This window comes from Flavobacterium gillisiae, assembly GCF_900107635.1.
Taxonomy (GTDB): Bacteria; Bacteroidota; Bacteroidia; order Flavobacteriales; family Flavobacteriaceae; genus Flavobacterium; species Flavobacterium gillisiae.
Genome location: NZ_FNRD01000004.1, coordinates 87,083 through 110,839, shown reverse-complemented (window position 1 = coordinate 110,839; position 23,757 = coordinate 87,083). Strand labels below are relative to the sequence as shown.

Sequence of the window (23,757 nt, the reverse complement as noted above, 5' to 3'; positions counted from 1 at the left end):
TTGAAACGCAAATATATAGAATCAAACTTTGTTGTTATTATTTTTTTTTAAACCTTAACAGTATTTTATTAAAGTTTTTGGCTTCTAATTACTATCATTTTGGGCTTCAGCTTTTAATACATGGAAGGATTATTTATTTTATAAAAATCAAACAATTTTAGTTTAAAGTGTTATATTTGTAACAATTAGATTTTACAAAATTAGAATAAGCCAAAACGAAAGCCTTAAATATATATGAAATTCGGAATTTTAAAAGAAAGAAAGAGTCCACCAGATAGAAGAGTTGTTTTTTCACCTGATGAACTGCTACGATTAAAGCAACTTTATAAGGATGCTACGATAAAAGTGGAAAGTTCAGAGATCAGAATTTTTACCGATGAACAATATAAAGAATTGGGAATCGATATTGCGGATGATATTAATGATTGCGATGTTTTATTTGGAGTTAAAGAAGTTCCAGCGGACTCTTTAATAGCTGATAAATCGTATTTCTTTTTTTCGCATACAATCAAAAAGCAGCCGTATAATAGGGAATTACTACAGACTATTCTTGAAAAAAATATCGACTTATATGATCATGAAACGATAGTCAACGAAAATAACCGCAGGTTAATTGGTTTTGGAAGATACGCCGGAATTGTAGGGGCTTATAATACGATTCGTGGGTTCGGACTAAAGTTTGGATTATTCAAATTAGCTAAAGCAGAGACACTATCCGGAAAAGAGGAGTTGATCAATCATTTGAAAAGATTGGTTTTGCCTCCGCTAAAATTTGTGATTACAGGATCAGGAAAAGTGGGTGGTGGTATCAAGGAAATTTTGGATGCCATGAAGATCAAGGAAGTTTCTATTGAAAACTACTTAAGCAAAAACTACGCGCAGCCTGTTTATACACAAATTGAAGTATTAGATTATAATAAAAGGATAGATGGGAAAGTTATAGATTGTAAAGATTTCTATAAAAATCCAACGGAATATGTTAGTGATTTTGAGCGATTTGCAAAAGTTTCTGATATTGTTATTACGGGGCATTTTCATGGAAATAATGCACCAGATATTCTAACAAAAGAGATGCTGCAGTCGAAAGATTGTAAAATTAAAGTAGTAGGGGATGTGTCATGTGACATTGATGGACCTATTGCTTGTACTCTTAGATCATCCACAATTGCAGAACCGTTCTATGGTTACCTACCTTCTGAACACAAAGAAGTTGATGTATTTCATCCTGCGGCGATCGTTGTAATGGCGGTAGATAATTTGCCATGTGAATTGCCAAAAGATGCTAGCGAAGGTTTTGGAACAATGTTTATGGAGCACGTTATTCCTGCATTCTTTAATGGTGATAAAGATGGGATTTTGGCTAGGGCCAAAATGACTGAAAAAGGAAAATTAACTGCAAGATTCAGCTATTTACAGGATTTTGTAGACGGGAAATAGATTCTGAATTAGGAGTATTTGATTATTTCTTCAAATGCTTTTAGGTTATAAATAAAATTAAATTGAAAAACCCTGCAATGTTACATTGCAGGGTTTTGAATTTATGACTTTAATTGGAACTATTTAAGACTTCCAACCATATCTTCTGGTTTTACCCAAGCATCAAAATCTTCTGCGGTAACATACCCTAAACGAACCGATTCTTCTTTTAAAGTTGTTCCGTTTTTGTGAGCAGTTTGAGCAATTTCTGCTGATTTGTAATATCCGATTTTAGTGTTTAAAGCAGTAACTAACATTAATGAGTTGTCAACCAACTCTTTTATACGTTTGTAGTTTGGTTCAATACCTTGAGCACAATGTTCGTCAAAAGACGTACATGCATCACCTAATAGACGAGCTGATTGCAAGAAGTTTGCTGCCATTACGGGTTTAAAAACATTTAATTCATAATGTCCTTGCATTCCACCTACAGTGATTGCTACATCATTACCCATTACTTGAGCACAAACCATAGTTAAAGCTTCGCATTGTGTAGGGTTTACTTTTCCGGGCATGATAGAGGAACCTGGTTCGTTTTCTGGAATGATTAATTCACCAATTCCTGAACGCGGTCCTGAGGCCAACATACGGATGTCATTTGCAATTTTATTTAATGAAACAGCCAATTGTTTTAATGCGCCATGTGATTCTACAATCGCATCGTGAGCGGCAAGTGCTTCAAATTTATTTTCGGCAGTTACGAAAGGATGTCCTGTAAATTCAGCAATGTATTTTGCCACTGTTACGTCATAACCAGCAGGAGTATTTAATCCTGTACCTACTGCAGTTCCTCCTAATGCTACTTCTGATAAGTGAGCTAAGGTATTTTTTACCGCTTTTAAACCATAGTTCAATTGCGCCACATAACCAGAAAGTTCTTGGCCTACTGTAAGTGGCGTAGCATCCATAAGGTGTGTACGACCTATTTTCACTACGTTTTTGAATTCGGTTGCTTTTGCGTGTAATGTGTCTCTTAATTTTTCAACACCTGGAATTGTAACTTCTACGACTGCTTTGTAAGCGGCAATGTGCATTCCTGTTGGGAAAGTATCGTTTGAAGATTGTGATTTGTTAACATCATCATTAGCTTTAATGAATTGTTCGCCTTCACCAATTTCAAATCCTTTAAGAACTTGAGCGCGGTTAGCAACCACTTCGTTCACGTTCATGTTACTTTGTGTACCAGAACCCGTTTGCCAGATTACTAATGGAAATTGATCGTCTAATTTACCCGCTAGAATTTCGTCGCAAACTGCAGCAATAGCATCACGTTTTTCAACAGGCAGAACACCTAAGTCGCAGTTAGCATAAGCAGCTGCTTTTTTTAGATAGGCAAAACCCTCTATGATTTCTTTTGGCATAGAAGCCGATGGACCTATTTTAAAATTGTTTCTAGAACGTTCTGTTTGTGCTCCCCAGTATTTGTCAGCTGGAACTTGCACTTCACCCATGGTGTCTTTTTCTATTCTGAATTTCATTTTATTGTTGATTTGTATGTGTTAGTTTAAAAATTAATTTCTGGAACTGTACCTGATGTCCTAGCCCCGATAGCAGTGAAAATCCTTATATGCCATTGTTTGGTATATAAGATTGTAGCGAATAGCGGGAATAGCTCCTTAAATTGAGCTCAAAAATACGGATAAATACTTTTTTATGAAAATTGAATTGGATTTTTATTGCTAAGAAAAAATAATAAACATACATTTGTACTTACATTCAAAAATTCCGGAAAACATGTTTGAATTTTCACAGTACTTAGGTTTTTTACTTTTTTTAACCATCCTAACAATGGGATTTTGGTTAATGTTTTTTTTAGTTAGTTTCGTATCCTATTGGGTAGGTGGCGCAACTTATGAAGCATATAAAGAAAAAAGAAAAGCAAAGAAAGAGCAATCAGTTTAGTTTGATTGACACATAAAAAAGGACCCGTTTGTACGAGTCCTTTTTTTTTATGTTTTTTTTTGAAAAAAAATACGGGCTCGTATTGAAACGAACCCGTACTTGTTGAATTAATTAACCTAATTAAATCACTTATTATCCAGGAAATCCGCCGCCTTCTTCCTCATTGTTTTTTGGCGCATTTTTATCTTTATCCGTTTTCTTTTTGTTGATTCGGTAGGTGAATGATAAATTAAACTGCCTTTTTCTCCACTGAAATTCACTGTATGAACTTACACTAGGTAAATTAGTTTCGGATCTCATTTTTCTCGAATTGAATATATCACTTACGTTAAAAGCAATTGTTGCTTTGTCTTTCAGTATGTCTTTGCTAAATGCAGTGTTGATCATATATTGACCTAAACTTCTACCTTGTGCAGTGTTGCTAGGTCCAAAATACATTGCGCTAGCTTGCCATTCAACTTTTCCAGGTAGTGTTAAACGAGAGTTTACACGAGAAAACCATGAAAAAGCTTCGTTATCGAGATTTTGAATAATTACTTCGTTTTGTGAATTAGTGTACACAAAATCACCCGTTGTATTCGTGTTATACAAGTTGAAACTACTGTTTATTTTCCATTTTTTGATTGGAGAATAATTTAAAGTAAACTCGAATCCAAATTTTTGCTCTTTTCCAATGTTGATAGGTGTACTCAAAATTACTGGTGTACCATCTACAAATTCACCACTTTCATAACGTACAAATGAGAATACATCAGTTGTATTTTCAAAATACATAGAGGTGTTAAACGTTACTTTATCCCAACGTTTAATGTATCCAATATCAAATTTATCTGTCAAAGAAGGATCTAAATCAGGATTACCTCTAAAGATATTAATGTTACTTGATACGTTAGGGGTAGGATCTAAAAAGCGACCTCTTGGTCTAGATAAACGTTTACTGTAACTTAAAGAGATGCTACTTTGGTCTGAAATTTCATAATTTACAAAAGCACTTGGGAAAAACTTATTGTATTTTTTATTGTTGTACTCTGCCGAACCTAATAAGTTCACATCAATGTTTGTGTCTTCCCAACGTAAACCAAATAAATAAGAAAATTTATTTACTTTGAAACCATATTGTGTATAAAGGGCGTTGATTTTTTCTTTGTATTCTAATGTATTTGATAAGAAATTACCAACAGTATTTCCATTGTCATCAGAGAAAATATCATACGCTTTATTTAGATTATTGAAGTTTCCTTTATATCCTGCTTCAAACTGGCTTCCTTCCCCAATAGGCAAAACGTAATCTGCTTGAAATTGAAATTGTTTTTGAACTTCATGATTGTTTGTAGTACCAAAAGTTGATTTCTCTGGAAAAGTATCGTTTACTCCGTTGATCGTTGAATCATCTTTATCATTACTTTTTGAAAACGAACCATCAACCGTTAGTTTATGTCCTTCGTCATTGAAGTTCTTAATTAAGTTAGAGGAGTATTCAAAGTCTTCGCCATTGTCATTTCCGTTATTTAAACGGTAGCTAGTCGAAGCGAAATCTCTATTGCTGTCAAAAGCATTGTAATTTACTAGATCTTCATTCTTTCCGCCATTTTCTCTGTAACTAATCGAGTTGGTCCAAAAAGTAGTAGGATTTATTGTCCATTCTACACCAGATTTTGTGTTAATTCCGTCTCTGGTTCTTTTCGTATTTCTAGTTTCATCGATGTATTTGTTAGTAGAACCGTCAGAATTGAAATATTGAGCATTAGTTAATCCTCCACCTTCATTGGTTCTGTAACTATAGCCAGTTGACGTAAAGTAATTCAGATTTTCAGTTTTGTAATTTAAGTTTGCGCTTAAACCATAGGTTTCAGGAATTCCTGTTGAAGCGATGAACGAACCATTAAACCCTTGGTTTTTTCCTTTTTTAAGGATGATATTTAAAATTCCGGCGCCACCTTCAGCATCGTAACGAGCAGATGGATTAGTGATTACTTCTACCTTGTCAATAGCATCTGCAGGAATTTGGCGCAAAGCTTCGGCCATGTTTAAAGCATTTGAAGGGCGACCGTCGATGAAAATACGAACATTATCACTTCCTCTTAAACTTACGTTTCCTTCTACATCAACAGAAACGGAAGGAACGTTTTCTAAAACATCACTTACTGTGCCACCTTTAACTAACATGTCTTGACCTACATTGTATACTTTTTTATCGAGTTTAATCTCGACAGTAGATTTCTCTGCACGAATAACTACTTCATTCAGTTGTGCCGCATCTTCACTTAATGAGATTGTTCCTAAATCAGTACTTGCTTTAAGCGCTTTATCTTTTAATTCTATTGATTTGAAAGAAATAAACTCAATTTTGATGGTGTAAATTCCTGGATTCACATCTATATTGAATTCTCCTTTTGGACTTGTAATACCTCCAGCTACAACTTTAGCATTTTTAGAACTGGTAAAGGTTACTGTTGCGTATTCTAGCGGTTGTTTGCTTATTTTTTCAATAACAGTTCCTGTTATCTTAATTTTTTCTCCCATTGGACCTCCTTGCTGAGAAAAACTCATAAAAAAGGTTAGAAATAAAGTGAGGGTAAAAAAGTTTTTTAAAAAGTGCTGCATCATTACTAATTTTAGTTATGCAAATTTGACTACAAATTTTAGATATGGTTTAATGTACAAATCATAAAAAACTGTTAAATAAAACTACTGCTGATTACAGGAAACCGGTCATTTTTTCTAAGTCTCTGCCAATGATTGCCTTGTCTTCGCTAATTACGATAGGGCGTTCTATAAGAATTGGATTTTCGATCATGGATTTTATGATTTCTTCGTCTGTCATTACTTTGTTTTTATAGTTTTCTATCCAAATTTTTTCTTTTTGACGTACTAACTCCAATGGTTTAAAGTTTAACTTTTTCAAGAGCGCTTTTAGTTCGTCTACAGTAGGAGGGTTTTCCAGATATTTGATGATTTCATATTCTTTTCCTGCCTCTTCTATAAAGGCAATACAGTTTCTTGATTTTCCACAGCGTGGGTTATGATATATTTGTATCATGTGCTTGTTTTTTTCTTTACTAATGAAAATTAAAATAAATAAAGTATTTTCGAAGGAACAAAAATAGACTTTGATAGTCTAACTACTTATATATAATTAAAGAAATAATACATGTTTATAGAACAGGGAGTACATTCAGAGAATAAATTTTGGAAATATTTAATTGGTTCAGTAATAATAATTGCGACCTCATTTGTTGGTCAGGTTCCGTTGCTATTGGGGATAATTTATGAAACAGTTGCAAAAGGAGTCCCTTATCCTGCCGGAAATGAGGAGCTGATGCATTTTTTTGACCCAAATTTGACTTTGTTTCTCATTTTGATTTCGTTTGTTTTTACCATGGTGGGGATTTATTTTGTAGTGCGCTATTTGCACAAGCAAACCATGCGGTCCGTGACGACATCGAGACCAAATATTGATTGGAAGAGGGTGTTTTTCTCTTTTTCTTTATGGTCTGCTTTTACGATTATTTCCACATTACTTTTTTACTATACTAATCCTGGTGATTTTGTATTGAATTTTAAACCCGTACCCTTTGCAATATTAGTAGTTATCGGAGTGTTTTTAATTCCAATTCAGACAAGTACAGAAGAATACGTTTTTAGAGGGTATCTCATGCAGGGATTTGCAAACCTGGCGAAAAATAAATGGTTTCCTTTACTGATGACGTCGATAATTTTTGGCGCTATGCATCTCTCTAATCCAGAAGTTTCAAAAATGGGGAATATCATTTTTGTATATTACATAGGAACAGGCTTATTTTTAGGAGTATTAACCTTGATGGATGAAGGAATGGAGCTGGCCTTAGGTTTTCATGCTGCCAATAATCTAGTAAGCGCTTTATTAGTTACTTCAGACTGGTCTGCTTTTCAAACACATTCTATATTTAAGGACATATCTGAGCCTAAAGCTGGACTGGACGTAATATTGCCAGTAATGGTAATTTACCCAATACTTTTATATATCTTTAGTAAGAAATACCAATGGAGCGATTGGAAAGAAAAATTGACAGGTAAAATTCAGATTCAAGAAAACAACACTATTTAAAATAACATACTAGTAATGAAAGAAGTAACTTATAAAAACGTACACAGTGATTTTAAATTGAATGGGTTTTCTCTAAATAAAAAAGATTTATGCAGAGTGTCCTATTGTTTGATAAAAGAAGGAGATGAATTTGAGAAGTCGATAGGTGATTTTTTATTAGACTGGTTTGATGAAAAACCATATATCGATTTACAAACTTCTGGAACTACAGGAATACCTAAAATGATTAGAACAAATAAACAAATGATGGTGAATTCTGCCTTGGCTACAGGTGATTTTTTTAAATTAAGCCCTGGAGATAAAGCTTTGTATTGTTTGCCTACTAAGTATATAGCCGGAAAGATGATGTTGGTTCGCAGTTTTATTCTTGGGTTAGATGTAGATTTTGTTGCACCAAGTTCACATCCATTAACAAAGAATGAGACCAAATATGATTTTGTGGCCATGGTTCCTTTGCAAGCTGAAAATTCATTGGCAGGATTGAAAGATGTGAAAAAAATGATCGTTGGTGGTGCCAAAATGAGTAAGTCACTTGAAAAAAGACTTTTAAAAGGCAAAACAGAAGTGTACGAGACTTACGGTATGACCGAAACTGTCACACATATTGCTGCCAAAAAAATAGGGGAGAAAGCATTTTCAATTTTACCGAATATTCAAATTTCACAAAATGATAAGAATTGCCTAGTAATTGATGCGCCAAAGATTTCTGATGAAATTATTGTCACTAATGATTTAGTAGAATTAATAAATGATCATCAATTTATTCTTTTGGGAAGAATTGATAATGTAGTCAATAGCGGCGGAATTAAACTGATTCCAGAGCAAATCGAAGAAAAATTATCACATGGAATTCATTCTAGATTTTTTGTGGGAGGAGTTGCAGATGCCGTTCTAGGAGAGAAATTAGTACTGATTATTGAAGGGGAAAAACTGCTACTAGATGAGGATATTTACAGTTCATTAGACAAGTATGAAAAGCCAAAAGAAGTTTTTTATATTGATAAATTCTTTGAGACTGAAAGCGGAAAGATAAAAAGACAAGAAATGTTAGAAAGTATATAATACCATTTAATTCAAACACTAAATGGTATAAATTTTTTTCTGGTAAAAAGCATCATGTGCAGTAGTCATTATGCTTTTTTATTGGTTACAAAGACAGTTAGAACTATCGACTTTCTGTGTATGGTAGCTTCTACAGATGTTTTGCCACTAATAAAAAATTATTAATCTGTGATAATTGGTGTAATCTGTGTTAAATTTTGATTGTACAGACGCTCTGTCGGCCAAACCAAAACTATGGGCATAAGGTGCTTCGTTGATTCTACAGATTTAAAAAGGATTAGTGGTGTTTTATCTCTTTAGGACTTCTAAAAACTCTTACTGATTGGTTATTAGGTCATTTAAAATCCAGTTGAGCTCAGGATCATTTCCTTTCAGTCGGTCTTCTAGGGTAGTGCTGATTTCTTTGTCGGGAAAAATCCCATGCCCTTTTATTTCGGTTTTATGATGAGGAGCCATCATCATTAATCCGATTCTAATTTTTAATTTAGAATTGGGTAATTTTATGACTGGCATAAATCCCGCCACCGTTCCGTTAAAGGCTCCGCCGGTTTCTTCTCCGACAAAAGTCACCCTTTTAGAGCTTTTCAAGTTGGAAGAAATAAGACTGGAAGCCGAAAAGCTCCCTCCGTTTATCATTACATAAATTTTTCCGTTAAAAGGATTAGTATTCACTTTATGCGGTTTAGTTTGGGTGGCATAATATTTTTTGCCAGAAGTATCTTTATGTACCGTCAAGAGTAAATAGGAGTATACTATAGGAGCGTAAATCGCTTTTAGGATTTTTACGCCAAAAGAACCTCCATTAAAATAAGCACCTTCTATCAAACTTGATTTTGAGACTACTTCCGACTTATCCAAGAACACAAAAGTAGAGTCGGCCAAATAAGAGTATAAATCAACAATTTCATTTAAGCGCCCACCGCCATTATCTCTTAAGTCAAGAATCAGGGTATTGGATTTATATTTTTCAATTTTACGAAAGCTTTCTTTATAAAAAGGCCTAAAATCCCCTTTGTTAAAACTTCTAATCTTCATGATGGCAACACTGCTGTCTTTTTCGATGAAATCTAGGTTTCTGTTGTAGTTTTTCGAATCAGCTTTATACCCATTCACTCTTTTCTTCCTTCTGATTGTTCGCGATTTTGCTCTGTCAAGCGCAGTAATCCTTTTTTGGGTTTTAGGTTCTTTTTTCTTAATCGAATCGTCTTTATGCCGTCTGATGGTAATTAATTGGATGCTGTCCTTATATTTTAAAGTATAAGTTAAGCTGTCTTTTATACCATTTTCAACAGTAAAATAAGAAGTAAAACGCTTGCCTGAAGTAGCAGTTTTTAATGTGGTATTGTAACCGTCTGAACTATAGTAGTTGTTGTATTCCTCAATTAAAGCTAGTGGTTTTATTCCATTCACGGTGATCACTTCAGATCCTTCTTTTATGCTTTTGTCGTAGGACTTATTGTTTACGACATACAATTTATTGTCAAAAAAATCAAAGTCAAATTGTGAAAATGGGCCTGTTCCTTTTTTAATAAGTGCTTTCGTTTCCTTTTTCGTCACTTGCATTGAAGCAGGATAGAGGTAGGTATGACCTTGCCTTACGGCGGCTACAACTGGACTCAGTTTTTTATAAAATTGAAGCGGAGTAATGGGTTCTCTAATAGTTGATTTCAGACTGTCGAATTTATAATCTAAAACGGACTTGCTAGTATACCAATATAGTTGTGGGTGTAAATTTTGTAGTTTTTTATACGTAAAATCCACATCCGATTTTAACTGATCTATGGGTATTAGAGCCGTTAAATGTTCATTGTTTTTTTTTACAGAACTACACTGGGTAAAGTACAGGAGAATAAAAACGTATATAAATATTTTTTTCATGGTTTTTAAAAAAGGGTTGTGTCATTTTTATTCTGCAAATGAACAGCAATTTTGATTATCAGGTTCTATTTATCCCAGTTCGTTTTTTGAGATTACTTTCTCGTATGCTTTTCTGGCACTTCCTCTAAAATGCACTTCGCCACGGTAGGTGTAACCCATTTTTTCAAAAATAGCCATCATAGCAAAGTTGTCAAAATTAGTATCCGCTTTGAGGCTGTAGATGTTGTTGCTTATCGCAAATTCCTCTATGAAGTTCATTAGTTTTTTGGCTAAGCCTTTCCCTAAATGTTTTTCTGAAATTGCGACTCTATGAAATACTACAAAATCATCATCGGTTAGCCAGCTTCCTTCTATTTTTTGATATTCGGGTTCGTCGTTGATCAATACCGCGCTATAGCCGATGATGGTATCATCTTCGGTCAAAACAAATCCTGCATTTCTGTCAATGTCGTTTTGTATCACGTCTGGATTAGGATAACCGTCTTGCCATTGATTACTGCCATCTACTTTTCTACGTGCGATTGCCTGTTGTAAAATGATCCAAATATGTGGGATTTCTGAAGTTGTGGCTTTTCTAAAATGATAGGTCATTGCTATACGATAGGGATTTAGTTTATTCTAAAAGTAGTGTTTCGTGTTCAAGTTAATACATTGAAATAAGTGCCTGTTTTTTTCTAAACTTAGATTTACTACCTCTTACTTTTGTACGTAAAAATAGGGAAAAATAATTTTAAGAAAGGTAGTTATAAAAGGGTTTTCGAATGGATTATTTTGGCTGTTTTATGTTCGCTTGCATAAGTAGGAAGTTTTTGGGAGCCATGGTATTGCGCTTGTACAATCGTATTTGAACGGAATTGTGAACGGCTTGGTTCAATAAAGTGTTTATTGTTGGCTTTGCAATCGTAACTTAGACTTAAATGTTATAGGTAGTTTTTATTCTCACACATATGAATTGTTCAAAGGAAGGATGAATTTAAAATCACTTCCCTTCCCATCTTCGCTTTCGACCCAAATTTTACCCTTGTGCTTTTCTACAAATTCTTTGCAAAGTACTAACCCTAAACCAGAACCTTTTTCGTTAGCTGTACCATAAGTAGTAATATTTGATGATATATTAAATAGTTCAGTAAGTTTTTCTTTATTTATACCAATACCGTTGTCAGAGATGGAGATTTCCACATGTTCTTGTCTTGAAACTGCATTGATATTAATATATCCTCCTAGTTTTGTAAATTTAATCGCATTGGAAATAAGATTTCGCATAATTGTTCGCAGCATGTTTTCATCGGCATATACTTCGATTTTCTCCAATGAGCAATAATTTAAAGAGATGTTTTTAGATTTTGAAAGTGAAGTATTTAGTTTTATTATTTTTGGCATAACGTCTGATAAAATTATTTTTCCTGGGTTAAAACTAATTTGTCCTGTTTGCGATTGTGCCCAATTTAACAAGTTGTCAAGTAAAATAAGTGTGTCTTTAGCCTGTGATTTTATAATGTTTATATACTCCTTAGTCTCTGTAGTCTCTAGGTCCTCAGTGTTTTCAGTTAATAGTTCTGAAATTCCTATAATGTTATTAAACGGGTTTCTTAAATCATGAGCTATTATAGAAAATAATTTGTCCTTTGTGGCATTAAGTTCTATTAATTGTTTTTTACTTTCCTTAAGTGCATTTTCCGCTTTCTTCCGTTCAGTGATATCATGAATTACTCCTACAAGAAACTTCTTTCCGTCAGAATCAATAAACCGCCTCTTCCTTGTGGAAATTATTCTGGTTGCAACACCACTTATTGTAAGTGACTCTTCATTTATATTTTCCACTCCATCTGCTATTACTTGCTTGTCAATTTTTAAAAAGCTTTCTTGCTCTTCAGGTGGAACAACCTCGGCAAGTGTCTTCCCTATAGCGTCAGCTTTGGAACGACCAATCATTTCGCAGAAAGCATCATTTACAATAAGTAGCTTGCTTTGCTCATCCTTTAGAAAAACTGGATCACCAATATTGTTTAGGATAGTCATGTAATCATAATCTAGTTCCTCTTCATTTTGAATTGAAGATTGTAAACTTAAAATTTCGTTCTGTTCTTTGAGTTCAGCAATTTGGTCTAGTAGTTCTTGATATGTCAATTTATCTTTTTCCATACAGAGGTTCTTTTATAAACCAAAGCCATTTCTTTTAAAGAAAAACATTTGGTTTTTATAAAAATACAAAAAATATGTAAGATGTTAGGGCCTCATTGTCAATTATTTAAATACTTAATACTCATGGAAAATGAATTTAAGAGTTTAAAACGGTTACCAATGGATTAGTATCATTAACTAACCATTATTTAGCGAATTTTCTATGATATTTTTTTGTACCGAATACCTTACTTAGATCTATGAACTAAATAAAGCGTTGCAAACCATATAAAAGGATAGGAATCTTATTGTTTTTTAAATGAACGGGTTCTGAAAATAGTCCGTAGTCACATAGCCCCGATAGAAGCGGCATCGCCCGATTTAAATAAACGAAGGCAACAAGCCTTGTTTTTTTAAATCGGGAATACAGCGGATAGCGGGAGGGAACTAGTTATGAAACTGAAGTTGTTCTGCTCCTAGAAATAAAAAAGGATTTATTATACCTGAATTACACCCAAGTTAAATTTTTTCTCAATAGGGGAGTGATTCGCCGCTTCGATACCCATAGATATCCAAGTTCGAGTGTCTAGAGGATCGATAATCGCATCTGTCCACAATCTAGACGCAGCATAATAAGGAGAAACCTGCTCGTCGTATCTTGCTTTTATTTTATCAAAAAGCGCTTTTTCTTTCTCTTCGTCGACAATTTCTCCGCTTTTCTTCAAGGAAGAAGCTTCGATTTGTACCAATACTTTTGCAGCTTGTGTTCCGCCCATAACGGCTAGTTCTGCACTTGGCCAAGCAAAGATTAACCTTGGATCGTATGCTTTTCCACACATCGCATAATTTCCAGCACCGTAAGAATTCCCCACGATAACGGTGAATTTTGGCACTACAGAGTTGCTTACGGCATTAACCATTTTGGCTCCGTCTTTTATGATTCCGCCTTGTTCTGATTTAGATCCCACCATAAAACCGGTAACATCCTGTACAAAAACTAAAGGGATTTTTTTCTGATTACAATTGGCTATAAAACGGGTTGCTTTGTCCGCACTGTCCGAATAGATTACACCACCAAACTGCATTTCGCCATTTTTAGTTTTTACCACTTTTCGCTGGTTAGCAACAATTCCTACTGCCCAACCGTCAATTCTGGCATAACCAGTTATTATCGTTTGACCGTAACCATCTTTATACGCTTCAAATTCTGAATTATCCACAAGACGGTTGATGATTTCCATCATATCGTATTGTTCATTTCTTGCTTTCGGTAGAACTCCATAAAGTTCTTTTTCGTCTAAGGCTGGTTTTTCTGATTTCACTCGGCTATAACCGGCTTTGTCAAAATCACCTATTTTATCAACTATATTTTTTATTTTGTCTAAGGCGTCTTTGTCGTCTTTCGCCTTGTAGTCCGTCACTCCCGAAATTTCACAGTGCGTGGTTGCACCTCCTAAAGTTTCATTGTCGATACTTTCTCCAATGGCTGCTTTTACTAGATAACTACCTGCAAGGAAGATACTACCTGTTCCCTCAACAATGATGGCTTCATCACTCATAATAGGTAAATAAGCACCTCCGGCAACACAGCTTCCCATTATCGCCGAAATTTGGGTAATCCCCATACTACTCATTTGAGCGTTATTTCTAAAAATACGTCCGAAATGCTCTTTGTCTGGGAAAATTTCGTCCTGCATCGGTAAATAAACACCGGCACTGTCTACTAAATAGATGATAGGCAAGCGGTTTTCCATGGCAATTTCTTGTGCGCGAAGATTTTTCTTGGCTGTAATAGGGAACCAAGCACCCGCTTTTACAGTGGCATCATTTGCAACAACAATACATTGCTTGCCTCTGATATATCCCACTTTGACTACAACACCTCCAGAGGGACATCCTCCATGTTCAGCGTACATTCCTTCACCAACAAAAGCTCCAATTTCAATACACTTGGCTTTAGGATCAAGTAAATAATCAATACGCTCGCGCGCCGTCATTTTGCCTTCAGCATGTAGTTTTTGAATCCTTTTTTCGCCTCCTCCCAATTTTACTTTAGAAAATTTTTGTTTTAATTGAGACAATAAAAGTTTATTGTGATCTTCGTTTTTATTGAAGTTTAAATCCATGTTGTAATAGTGTTATAATAGTTTGTGCTAAAATACAAAATCGAACGAAATAAATTTTATTATTTTGGGTCCTTTGTAAATAATTTTCGAGATAAAACCAAAAAAACAGGGGCGAACTCCTGTTTTTTTACGAATATGATAAAATCTACGTGTTTATTTTTTAGAATCGTTGACTAATCGTTTTAGAATCGCCCATTGTTTTAAGGCATCGCGCGCTTCAACAGCAGGGTACCCTAATACTGTTTTTCCGGCAGGGACATCACAGGTAACGCCAGATCCAGCGCCTACGATTGCGCCACTTCCTAATGTAGCATGGTCTTTTATCGAGGCGCTTCCGCCAATAATTACTCCATCGCCTAAAGTTACTGAACCTGCTAATCCACTATGTCCTGCCATAATGCAAAAACGACCCAATTTACTGTTATGACCTATCTGAACTAAATTGTCAATTTTACAACCATCTCCTAAAACGGTAGAACTAAATTTACCACGATCTACGCATGAGTTGGCGCCAATTTCAACATTGTTTCCTATTATTACATTTCCTATTTGTGGAATTTTCACCAAGCCTCTTTGTGGGCAAGGGCGAAATCCAAATCCATCTGCTCCAATGGTTGCATTGGGATGTATGATACAGTCATTACCAATGTGGCAACGCTCTCTGACCACAGTTCCAGACCACAGTACTGTATTCTTTCCTATGGTGCATTCATCCAAAATAGTGACATTAGGATAAATAATCGCATTTTCTCCAATTTTTACGTTTGGCCCAACGTAACAACCAGCACCAATTTTTGTTCCACTGCCGATAGTAGCTGATTTGTCAACAACCGCCGTAGGGTGAATGTCAACATAAAATTGAGGCATGGGATGAGCAAAAAGTTCCAAAACCTGAGACATCGCTAAATCAGCATTTTTCACTTTGATGAAAGCTCTGTTTTCTCCTGGTTCTATTGAAATATCCTCGTTTACAACTGCAACGCAAGCTTTAGATGTTGACCATAGTTTCTCATACTTTTTGTTTCCAATAAATGAAATTTCAGAGTCAGTTGCAACCTCTAGTTGCTCAGGTGCTGTAATTGTTTGTGAGGTACTACCAAATATGACTCCTTTAAGGACTTCGTTTATTTCTTGGACGGTATAAGATTTCATAATGTTACTGATAGATTGGGTTATGATAGAATTCTCAAATAAAGTGATTTAGTCTTAAAGTTCCAAATGTTTGCAGATACTTTAACAGGATTAAAAGTAGTATTTATATAACTTTTTAAAATAAAAGTATAACGTAGTGAGATGTCAAACTACTATTTTTGCGAATTAAATTTTGATTCTAGAATATGAAATATTTTCAAATTAAGCTTTCTGTTTTTCTACTTCTTTTTTCTTTTACTGTTAGTGCTCAGGTTCAGGCTTTGTTTAACAGTAAAACGCAACTTAGAAATATGACGGAAAGATGGGAACTGGATACTACCTCAGTGCGAGGGACCTTTTTAGTTACTCCTTATAAGCCTATGTTTGTATTGCCAGGACGCTGGTCAAACAACCCAAATGAAAAACCCACATCAGGAAATATTGATCCGGATTATATAACGCGTAAAGCTATTGATTATAATACTATTGAGACTAAATTTCAATTAAGCTTTAAAACTAAAGTGTTGCAAAGTGTTTTTTGGGGACATGGTGATTTATGGTTGGCCTATACTCAAAAGTCACATTGGCAAATCTATAATACTAAGCTTTCACGTCCCTTTAGAGAAGTTAATTATGAACCCGAACTTATTTTGAATTTTCCGGTGAAGTTTAATTTATTTGGTTTTAAAGCTAGAATGGTGGGAGTCGCATTAAATCACGAATCAAATGGGAAAAGTGATCCTTTTTCTCGAAGCTGGAACAGAATTATACTGCATGCAGGATTTGAACGTAACAATTGGACTGTGTATGTGAGACCTTGGTTTCGTGTGCCAGATGCGATTGATGACAATCCTGATATTTCAGAATATGTAGGCAGGGGAGATGTGAATGTCATCTATACCAAAAACGGTAATATCCTTTCTTTTGTTGGTAGTCATAATCTAAACTTTAATTCTAAAGCAAGAGGGAACGCCGCTTTTTCATGGTCTTATCCGGTTAGAAATAATTTAAAAGGATATCTATTAATTTCTCACGGTTATGGTGAAACACTGATCGATTATAACAATCTGCAAACGACTGTTGGTGTTGGTGTTTCTTTAATTGAATGGTTATAAAAAAAAAACTCATTTAATTTTAGTCGCTAAAATTAAATGAGTTAAACGCTAATAATTATTTATTTTGAACCTTACTTAATTGTGATTGGGATGCCGTATTTAACGCGGCTATCTTTACCGTCTACTTTTCCAGGAATCCATAACGGGCTATTAAATAACACTCTTAAGACTTCAACATTCATGTCATAATTAAGTCCTTCAATTATTTTAAAATCTTTTAAAGTACCATTTGTTTCAACAACAAATTCAATTTTCATAATGCCTTTTGCTGCATTAGGGCTTTTGAAATTCTTTGCCACATACTTGTAAAATTCATTTATCCCTCCTGGGAATTCAGGTTGTACATAGTATGGGAAAAAAGTAATTTCAGTTCCGGTTTCATTAAAACATTTTCCATCAATAAAGTCACCGTTTTTGTAGTTTTCGCTACGTTTGATTTCGCTATTTTCATAATAGAGGTTTGAAACTCCGTCAATTTTACCGTTTTTGTAAATCAATTCTTTTTCTTTATTTCCATTTTTATACCAAGTTATAGACGTACCATCTTTAATGCGTTTTTTTAAATTTGAAAATTCATCGTAGTTACGTTTTGTTCCATCTACAAAATAAGTGGTTCTAGTAGTACCTTCTTTAGAATCTTCATAAGTGCTATAGTAAGTAGCTCCTTCAGCTGAGCGCAATTCTTTAAAATCTTCAGTGTAATATGTTTTTTTTTGTCCGTAAAAAGAAACTGACAATAGTAAAACAAGAAGGGCAAGCGATTTTTTCATCAAAAAAGTTTAATTTAGTGTTCAAAAATAATAAAATAATCTTTTTAAAAAAGGCTATTGATGTCAATCGAATGTTAATTAATACCGTGAATCATTGTGAAGATTACGATTTACTTCCGTAAAAGCTTTATTGGTAGTAATTTATAGAATGCGTAAATGATAAATTATTACGTTTATCATGAATTATAGGAATACTGTCAAAACAGATAATTGTTGAATATTATACCACAGTTATAAATAAGTGGCAATTAAAGGTTAGCTAATCTCCTTTCATCGGGTTTGTTCGCAAGTTCTCTCTCGTTTGTAAGCATTGTGATGTTTGCCACCTATATATAACAACGGTTATAAGCAATGCCTAAATTCCGTCATAATCTGCACCTGTAAACTCTTCATCTTGTAACATTTGTCTTTAATTTAAAGTTATAGCAGATTTGTAAGGCACTGCATATAGCCGATAACCGTTGAATGAGTTTTTTAAATCAGGTTTTAATTTTAGCGGGAGTATGTCTCTTTAGCCTGAACCTTCAGGCTCAATCAAATAATAGTATGATGGAAAATGCATTATTAATTGCAAATAAGAACAAAGAAAAGTTGGAAAAAAGTAATCAGCTATTGGTTGTATATAATAACGATGCTAATAGCTATGCGGCATTTTTAGTAGTTTTAGAAAAGAAAGATGCTTTGTGGGTTGCCAAACAAGAACCGGTAAAAGCAGGTATAGGAAAAAATGGTTTTGCATTGCCGCTTGAAAAACGAGAAGGAGATGGCAAATCACCGACAGGAATATTTCGCTTAGGAAAATTATTCTCGTACGAAAAGCAACTCAATACTTTGATGGAAAACCAACAAACTACGGCTGAAGACAAATGGATTGATGACCCCGACTCAGATCAGTACAATATGTATGTCAAAGGAGCTACTGAAGCAAAATCATATGAGAACTTATTGTTGAAAAATGATGCTTACAAATATTGTACGGTAATTGAATACAATACAAACCCAATTGTAAAAGGAAAAGGGAGTGCTATATTTTTTCATTTGGCCGTAAAGGAGCCTTATTTTACCGCTGGTTGTGTTGCTATTGATGAAAATAATATGAAATCAATTATCAATTGGTTAGACCCCAAGCAAAACCCAACTATTATTATGGGAAATTTAGAGGTGTTAAAAAATGGATTGTAAGTAATGTCAAAATAAAAGGCCTCTTACCATTTCGAAAAATGAAAGTAAGAGGACTTTTTTAAGTTTAAACAATCGAACGTGATTAATAGAAGTGAAAATTATTCTTCTTCGTCTCTTTGCCCCATCATCATTAGATAAGCTTTCAAGAATTCGTCGATTTCCCCGTTCATCACACCGTCAACGTTACTGGTTTCATAACCCGTACGCACGTCTTTTACTAATTTATAAGGTTGCATCACATAATTGCGAATCTGCGAACCCCATTCTATTTTCATTTTTCCGGCTTCGATGTCAGCGCGTTGCGCCAATTGTTTTTTTAGTTCGATTTCGTACAACTGTGAACGAAGCATTTGCATGGCACGTTGTCTGTTGTCTTGTTGCGAACGTGTTTCTGAACACTGAATTTGAATTCCTGTGGGTTTGTGAAAAAGCTGTACTTTAGTTTCTACCTTATTTACATTTTGCCCACCAGCACCACTAGATCTAGAAGTCGTTATTTCAATATCGGCAGGGTTAATGTCGATTTCGATACTGTCATCTACAAGCGGATATACGTATACGGACGCAAAGGAAGTGTGCCTTTTGGCATTACTGTCAAACGGAGAAATACGCACTAAACGATGAACTCCATTTTCTCCTTTTAAATATCCAAAAGAATAATCCCCTTCAAACTCGAGCGTAACCGTTTTTATTCCGGCTGCTTCTCCTTTTTGAAAATTCAGTTCTTTTATTTTATATCCATATTTTTCTCCCCACATCATGTACATACGCATGAGCATTTCGGCCCAATCGCAACTTTCAGTTCCTCCAGCGCCTGCAGTAATTTGTACGACAGCACTTAAAGAATCACCTTCGTCTGAAAGCATATTCTTGAATTCAATGGCTTCAATATGATTTGCGATGCCGCTATACTGTTCGTCTAGCTCTTCTGCTGTGAGTTCTCCTTCTCTATAAAATTCATAGGCTAACTGCAATTCGTCAGTCATTTCGACTGCTTTATCGTAATCTTCAATCCATTTTTTCTTATTTCGAAGATTTCTTACAATTAGTTCCGCTTCTTTTGCGTTATTCCAGAAATCTGGAGCAAAAGTCTTTTCTTCTTCGTTAGAAATTTCAATTAGTTTGGCATCAACGTCAAAGATACCTCCTCAACGCACCAAGGCGCTCTACAATACCTTTAATTTGTTCGGTAGTTGTCATAAATTATGTAATTTTGTAGGACAAAAATAAGAAAATTTTTTACTTAGGAACAAGTGAAGACTTATCCGTGTTAGAAATAAAAAATAAATCAATGGAAATAAATTTAATTAGCGATACAATTACCAAGCCGACACATGAAATGTTGCAGTTTATGTTCAATGCCGAAGTAGGTGATGACGTATATAAACAAGATCCCACAGTAATAGAATTAGAAGATACTATTGCACAAATTTTTGGGATGGAAGCAGGGCTATTTTTCCCTTCAGGGACTATGGCTAATCAAACGGCAATAAAACTACATACAAACCCAGGAGAGCAAATTATTGCTGATAAGTATGCTCACGTTTATCTTTATGAAGGTGGAGGCGCGTCTTTTAATAGTGGAGTGTCCTTTTCTTTGCTCGATGGTGATCGCGGAATGATTACTGCCGAGCAAGTGGCAGGAGCAATCAATGACCCTGAATTTTATCATAACCCGTTAACGAGTTTAGTTTGTGTTGAAAACACGACTAATAAAGGAGGCGGTGCTTGTTATGAGTTAGACGAGTTAAAAAAAATAAAAGAAGTATGCGTAGCTAATAATTTGAAGTACCATCTTGATGGTGCCCGAATTTGGAATGCGTTAATTGCCAAAAAGCAAGATCCAAAGGCATTCGGTCAATTATTTGATACTATTTCGGTGTGTTTGTCTAAAGGATTAGGTGCGCCAATAGGTTCGGTTTTATTAGGAGATAAAGCGACAATTCATCGTGCGCTGCGAATCCGAAAAATATTAGGAGGCGGAATGCGTCAGGTAGGCTATTTGGCTGCAGCCGGATTATATGCTTTAGACAATAATATCAGCCGACTTGCCGAAGATCATAGACGCGCCAAAGAATTAGCATCTATATTAAATACTAAAGAATGGGTTGCCAAAGTAGAGCCAGTAGAAACAAATATTTTGATATTTACGTTGGCGCCTAATTACAGTGAAAAAGTTTTAATTGAGAAACTAAAACAAAAAAACATATCCATTAGTTCAATGGGACAGGGGAAATTAAGAATGGTAACGCATCTTGATTATAGAGAAGTCATGCATACTTATGTATTAGAAACTTTGTCAAAGATGTAAATTATGAAATATGAATTATGAGTTGATTTAAAACTCATAATTCATATTCTTATAACTGTTTTGGATTATTTGAACAAATTATCCATTCCAGGAATCATTGGCATATCCATTTTTGCAACAGCATCAAGTTCTGCTTCATTCACTTTAGTCGCTTTCTCGATTGCTTTGTTCATCACTAAAATCATATAATCTTCTAGTTGCTCTTTGTCTTGTAATAAGTCATCGGCAATAGTGATTGATTTTATTTTTCTGTTAGCGGTAATCGTAACTTTTAATAAACCGTCTGTACTTTGTTCATCAACGAGAACAGTATCCAGGCGTTTTTTAGTTTCTTCCATTTTTTGTTGGGTTTCTTTAAGCTTACCCATCATTCCCATTAAATCCATTTTTGATAATTTAAAAATTATTGAAATACGAAATTACGCATTTTGAAGGAATAAGCAATGTTAAATAAGATGAAAAACGGATACGTTATAGTGGGGCTTTGTCTATTTTTGTAGCTTCGTTACAAATATGAAAATTCAAAAAATGACAGAAAACATAAAGCCACCAGTAGTTAAAATTATACCAACAGTATTAGAGAAATTCGGGGATATCAGGGTTGATAATTATTATTGGTTAAAGGATCGAGAAAATCCGGAAGTTATTGACTATCTGAATAAAGAAAACGAATATTATCAAAAAATGACTGCTCACACGCAGGATTTACAAAAGGATTTGTTTGAGGAAATGAAATCCCGAATCAAGGAAGACGATGAATCAGTTCCTTATTTATATAACGGCTACTATTATATTACCCGTTTTGAAACGGGTAAAGATTATCCTATTTATTCTCGAAAAAAGGAAAGCCTTTCGGCAAAAGAAGAAATTATGCTTGACTGCAACGAATTAGCAAAAGGCAAAAAATATTTCAAACTAAGCGGATTAAGTATTAGTAATGACAATCAGCTTGCTACCTATGCAATAGATTTAGTAGGAAGAAGAATTTATACTTTAGAAGTAAAAAATCTGATCACTGGCGAAATCTTAAGTGATAAAATTGAAAATACAACGGGGAACTCCACTTGGGCAAACGACAATCAGACAATTTTTTATACCACTCAAGATGCTGAAACCTTACGTTCAGATACGGTTCTAAAACATAAATTAGGAACAGATACGTCAGAAGACAAAGTGGTTTATTTTGAAAAAGATGACACTTTTGATGTTGCTGTGGGTAAAGAAAAATCAAAAAAATATATTTTGATCAGCTCATCAAGTACTTTGACTACTGAGTTCATGACTTTATTAGCAGACAACCCAGATGGGAAATTTAAAGTTTTTCAGAAAAGAAAAAGAGGTCTAGAGTATAGTATTTCTCATTTTGGAGATCATTTTTATATCCTTACAAATAAGGACAAGGCGACTAATTTCAAGCTGATGAAAACGCTTGAATCTAAGACTGCTATGGAGAATTGGGAAGATGTTCTTGTTCATAGAGAAGATGTCTTATTAGAGGATATTGATATTTTTAGAGACTTTTTGGTGGTTTCAGAGCGTAGCAATGGTTTGAGTGAAATTAGAATCATTCCTTGGAATGGAAAAGAGGAGTATTATTTGCCTTTTGAAAGTGAAACTTATACCGCTCATGCTTCTGCAAACGTTGATTTTGACACGGATATTTTACGATATGCTTATCAATCCATGGCGACACCTGCTTCGATTATTGATTTCAATATGAATACCAAAGAAAAGGAAGTCAAAAAAGAACAAGAAGTGCTAGGTGGTAACTTTGATAAGGATAATTATATTGAAGAACGTGTTTGGGCTACTGCAAAAGATGGGACTCTAATACCTATTTCTATGGTCTATAGAAAAGGCTTGAAGAAAGATGGGAAAAATCCATTATTGCTTTATGCATACGGTTCTTATGGTCATTCCATGGATGCCTATTTTTCATCAACAAGACTATCGTTGTTAGATAGAGGATTTGTATATGCTATAGCGCACATTCGCGGTGGTGAGGATTTAGGAAGACAATGGTATGAAGGTGGAAAATTATTAAAAAAGAAAAACACTTTTAAGGATTTTATAGATTGTTCTAAATTTGTAATTGAGCAAAAATACACTTCTGCAAAACATCTATATGCCGAAGGCGGTTCAGCAGGTGGTTTATTGATGGGAGTTATTTTAAACATGGCGCCAAAACTATATCATGGTGTGATTGCTCAAGTTCCTTTTGTAGACGTTGCAACTACAATGCTGGACGAAACAATCCCATTAACAACCGGGGAATATGACGAATGGGGAAATCCAAACGTTAAAAGATATTATAAGTACATGAAATCCTATTCACCTTATGATAATGTAAAACCCCAAGCCTATCCTAATATGTATATATCGACGGGTTTACATGATTCACAAGTACAGTATTGGGAGCCGGCTAAGTGGGTAGCTAAGCTGCGAACCTTGAAAACCGATGAGAATCTTTTGTTTTTAGATACGAACATGGATGCAGGTCACGGAGGTGCGTCTGGAAGGTTTGAAGCGCTTAAAGAATTAGCGAAGGAATTTAGTTTTTTGCTAGATTTAGAGAAAATTAAAAAGTAATTCAAAA

General features: G+C 34.6%; 18 protein-coding genes. 7 read left to right on the top strand and 11 right to left on the bottom strand.

Annotated features, from left to right (window positions below; translation table 11 throughout):
- Positions 1-234 precede the first annotated feature (234 nt).
- Complete coding sequence (locus BLV35_RS07125; RefSeq protein ID WP_091087049.1) at positions 235-1,437, top strand: NAD(P)-dependent oxidoreductase; 1,203 nt, start codon at positions 235-237, stop codon at positions 1,435-1,437.
- 119 nt (positions 1,438-1,556) lie between these two features.
- Here the strand turns inward: BLV35_RS07125 and fumC are convergent, their stop codons facing one another.
- The 3 genes from fumC to arsC all read right to left on the bottom strand — a co-directional run bounded on the left by fumC (position 1,557) and on the right by arsC (position 6,418).
- The gene (gene fumC / locus BLV35_RS07120) at positions 1,557-2,954 is read right to left on the bottom strand and encodes a class II fumarate hydratase (RefSeq protein WP_091087045.1); all 1,398 of its coding nucleotides are present in this window, start codon (positions 2,952-2,954) and stop codon (positions 1,557-1,559) included.
- Positions 2,955-3,510: 556 nt separating this feature from the next.
- On the bottom strand, positions 3,511-5,928 hold the full coding sequence (locus tag BLV35_RS07110) for a TonB-dependent receptor (RefSeq protein ID WP_245712026.1): 2,418 nt from the start codon (positions 5,926-5,928) through the stop codon (positions 3,511-3,513).
- A gap of 148 nt (positions 5,929-6,076) precedes the next feature.
- Positions 6,077-6,418 (bottom strand): arsenate reductase (glutaredoxin), encoded by a 342-nt coding sequence (gene arsC / locus BLV35_RS07105; protein WP_091087035.1) that lies wholly within the window; start codon positions 6,416-6,418, stop codon positions 6,077-6,079.
- Between the two features lie 111 nt (positions 6,419-6,529).
- Here arsC and BLV35_RS07100 point away from each other — a divergent pair, with 111 nt between their 5' ends.
- Positions 6,530-7,465 (top strand): CPBP family intramembrane glutamic endopeptidase, encoded by a 936-nt coding sequence (locus tag BLV35_RS07100; RefSeq protein WP_091087031.1) that lies wholly within the window; start codon positions 6,530-6,532, stop codon positions 7,463-7,465.
- Between the two features lie 15 nt (positions 7,466-7,480).
- Positions 7,481-8,527, top strand: coding sequence for an AMP-binding protein (locus BLV35_RS07095; RefSeq protein ID WP_091087027.1), 1,047 nt, complete (start codon positions 7,481-7,483; stop codon positions 8,525-8,527).
- Positions 8,528-8,842: 315 nt separating this feature from the next.
- On the opposite strand, the gene BLV35_RS07090 is transcribed toward BLV35_RS07095, so the two are convergent.
- The 5 genes from BLV35_RS07090 to lpxD all read right to left on the bottom strand — a co-directional run bounded on the left by BLV35_RS07090 (position 8,843) and on the right by lpxD (position 15,804).
- Entirely contained in the window at positions 8,843-10,405 is a 1,563-nt protein-coding gene (locus tag BLV35_RS07090; protein ID WP_091087025.1) for a S41 family peptidase, read from the bottom strand.
- 69 nt (positions 10,406-10,474) lie between these two features.
- Positions 10,475-10,996, bottom strand: coding sequence for a GNAT family N-acetyltransferase (locus BLV35_RS07085; RefSeq protein ID WP_091087022.1), 522 nt, complete (start codon positions 10,994-10,996; stop codon positions 10,475-10,477).
- A 348-nt stretch (positions 10,997-11,344) separates the two neighbouring features.
- Positions 11,345-12,547, bottom strand: coding sequence for a PAS domain-containing sensor histidine kinase (locus BLV35_RS07080; protein WP_091087019.1), 1,203 nt, complete (start codon positions 12,545-12,547; stop codon positions 11,345-11,347).
- A 476-nt stretch (positions 12,548-13,023) separates the two neighbouring features.
- Positions 13,024-14,652, bottom strand: a complete 1,629-nt coding sequence (locus tag BLV35_RS07075) for an acyl-CoA carboxylase subunit beta (RefSeq protein WP_091087016.1) — start codon at positions 14,650-14,652, stop codon at positions 13,024-13,026.
- Between the two features lie 153 nt (positions 14,653-14,805).
- Positions 14,806-15,804, bottom strand: a complete 999-nt coding sequence (gene lpxD / locus BLV35_RS07070; RefSeq protein ID WP_091087013.1) for a UDP-3-O-(3-hydroxymyristoyl)glucosamine N-acyltransferase — start codon at positions 15,802-15,804, stop codon at positions 14,806-14,808.
- A 185-nt stretch (positions 15,805-15,989) separates the two neighbouring features.
- Here lpxD and BLV35_RS07065 point away from each other — a divergent pair, with 185 nt between their 5' ends.
- Entirely contained in the window at positions 15,990-16,898 is a 909-nt protein-coding gene (locus BLV35_RS07065; RefSeq protein ID WP_091087009.1) for a phospholipase A, read from the top strand.
- Between the two features lie 71 nt (positions 16,899-16,969).
- On the opposite strand, the gene BLV35_RS07060 is transcribed toward BLV35_RS07065, so the two are convergent.
- Positions 16,970-17,668, bottom strand: coding sequence for an energy transducer TonB (locus BLV35_RS07060; protein WP_091087004.1), 699 nt, complete (start codon positions 17,666-17,668; stop codon positions 16,970-16,972).
- Positions 17,669-18,133: 465 nt separating this feature from the next.
- On the opposite strand from BLV35_RS07060, the gene BLV35_RS07055 reads away from it, so the two are divergent.
- The gene (locus BLV35_RS07055; protein WP_091087001.1) at positions 18,134-18,850 is read left to right on the top strand and encodes a L,D-transpeptidase family protein; all 717 of its coding nucleotides are present in this window, start codon (positions 18,134-18,136) and stop codon (positions 18,848-18,850) included.
- A gap of 98 nt (positions 18,851-18,948) precedes the next feature.
- On the opposite strand, the gene prfB is transcribed toward BLV35_RS07055, so the two are convergent.
- Positions 18,949-20,050, bottom strand: a protein-coding gene (gene prfB, locus BLV35_RS07050) for a peptide chain release factor 2 (protein ID WP_143031844.1) whose coding sequence is annotated in 2 segments (ribosomal slippage) — positions 18,949-19,986 and positions 19,988-20,050 — 1,101 coding nt in all. Because the reading frame shifts where the segments join, the coding sequence is not laid out codon by codon here.
- A gap of 91 nt (positions 20,051-20,141) precedes the next feature.
- Between prfB and BLV35_RS07045 the strand changes: the two genes are divergently transcribed.
- Positions 20,142-21,161: a threonine aldolase family protein gene (locus BLV35_RS07045; protein WP_091087668.1), complete on the top strand. Its 1,020-nt coding sequence runs from the start codon at positions 20,142-20,144 to the stop codon at positions 21,159-21,161.
- Between the two features lie 65 nt (positions 21,162-21,226).
- Here the strand turns inward: BLV35_RS07045 and BLV35_RS07040 are convergent, their stop codons facing one another.
- Positions 21,227-21,547: a YbaB/EbfC family nucleoid-associated protein gene (locus BLV35_RS07040; protein WP_091086995.1), complete on the bottom strand. Its 321-nt coding sequence runs from the start codon at positions 21,545-21,547 to the stop codon at positions 21,227-21,229.
- Between the two features lie 142 nt (positions 21,548-21,689).
- Between BLV35_RS07040 and BLV35_RS07035 the strand changes: the two genes are divergently transcribed.
- Positions 21,690-23,750: a S9 family peptidase gene (locus BLV35_RS07035; protein ID WP_091087664.1), complete on the top strand. Its 2,061-nt coding sequence runs from the start codon at positions 21,690-21,692 to the stop codon at positions 23,748-23,750.
- Positions 23,751-23,757 lie beyond the last annotated feature (7 nt).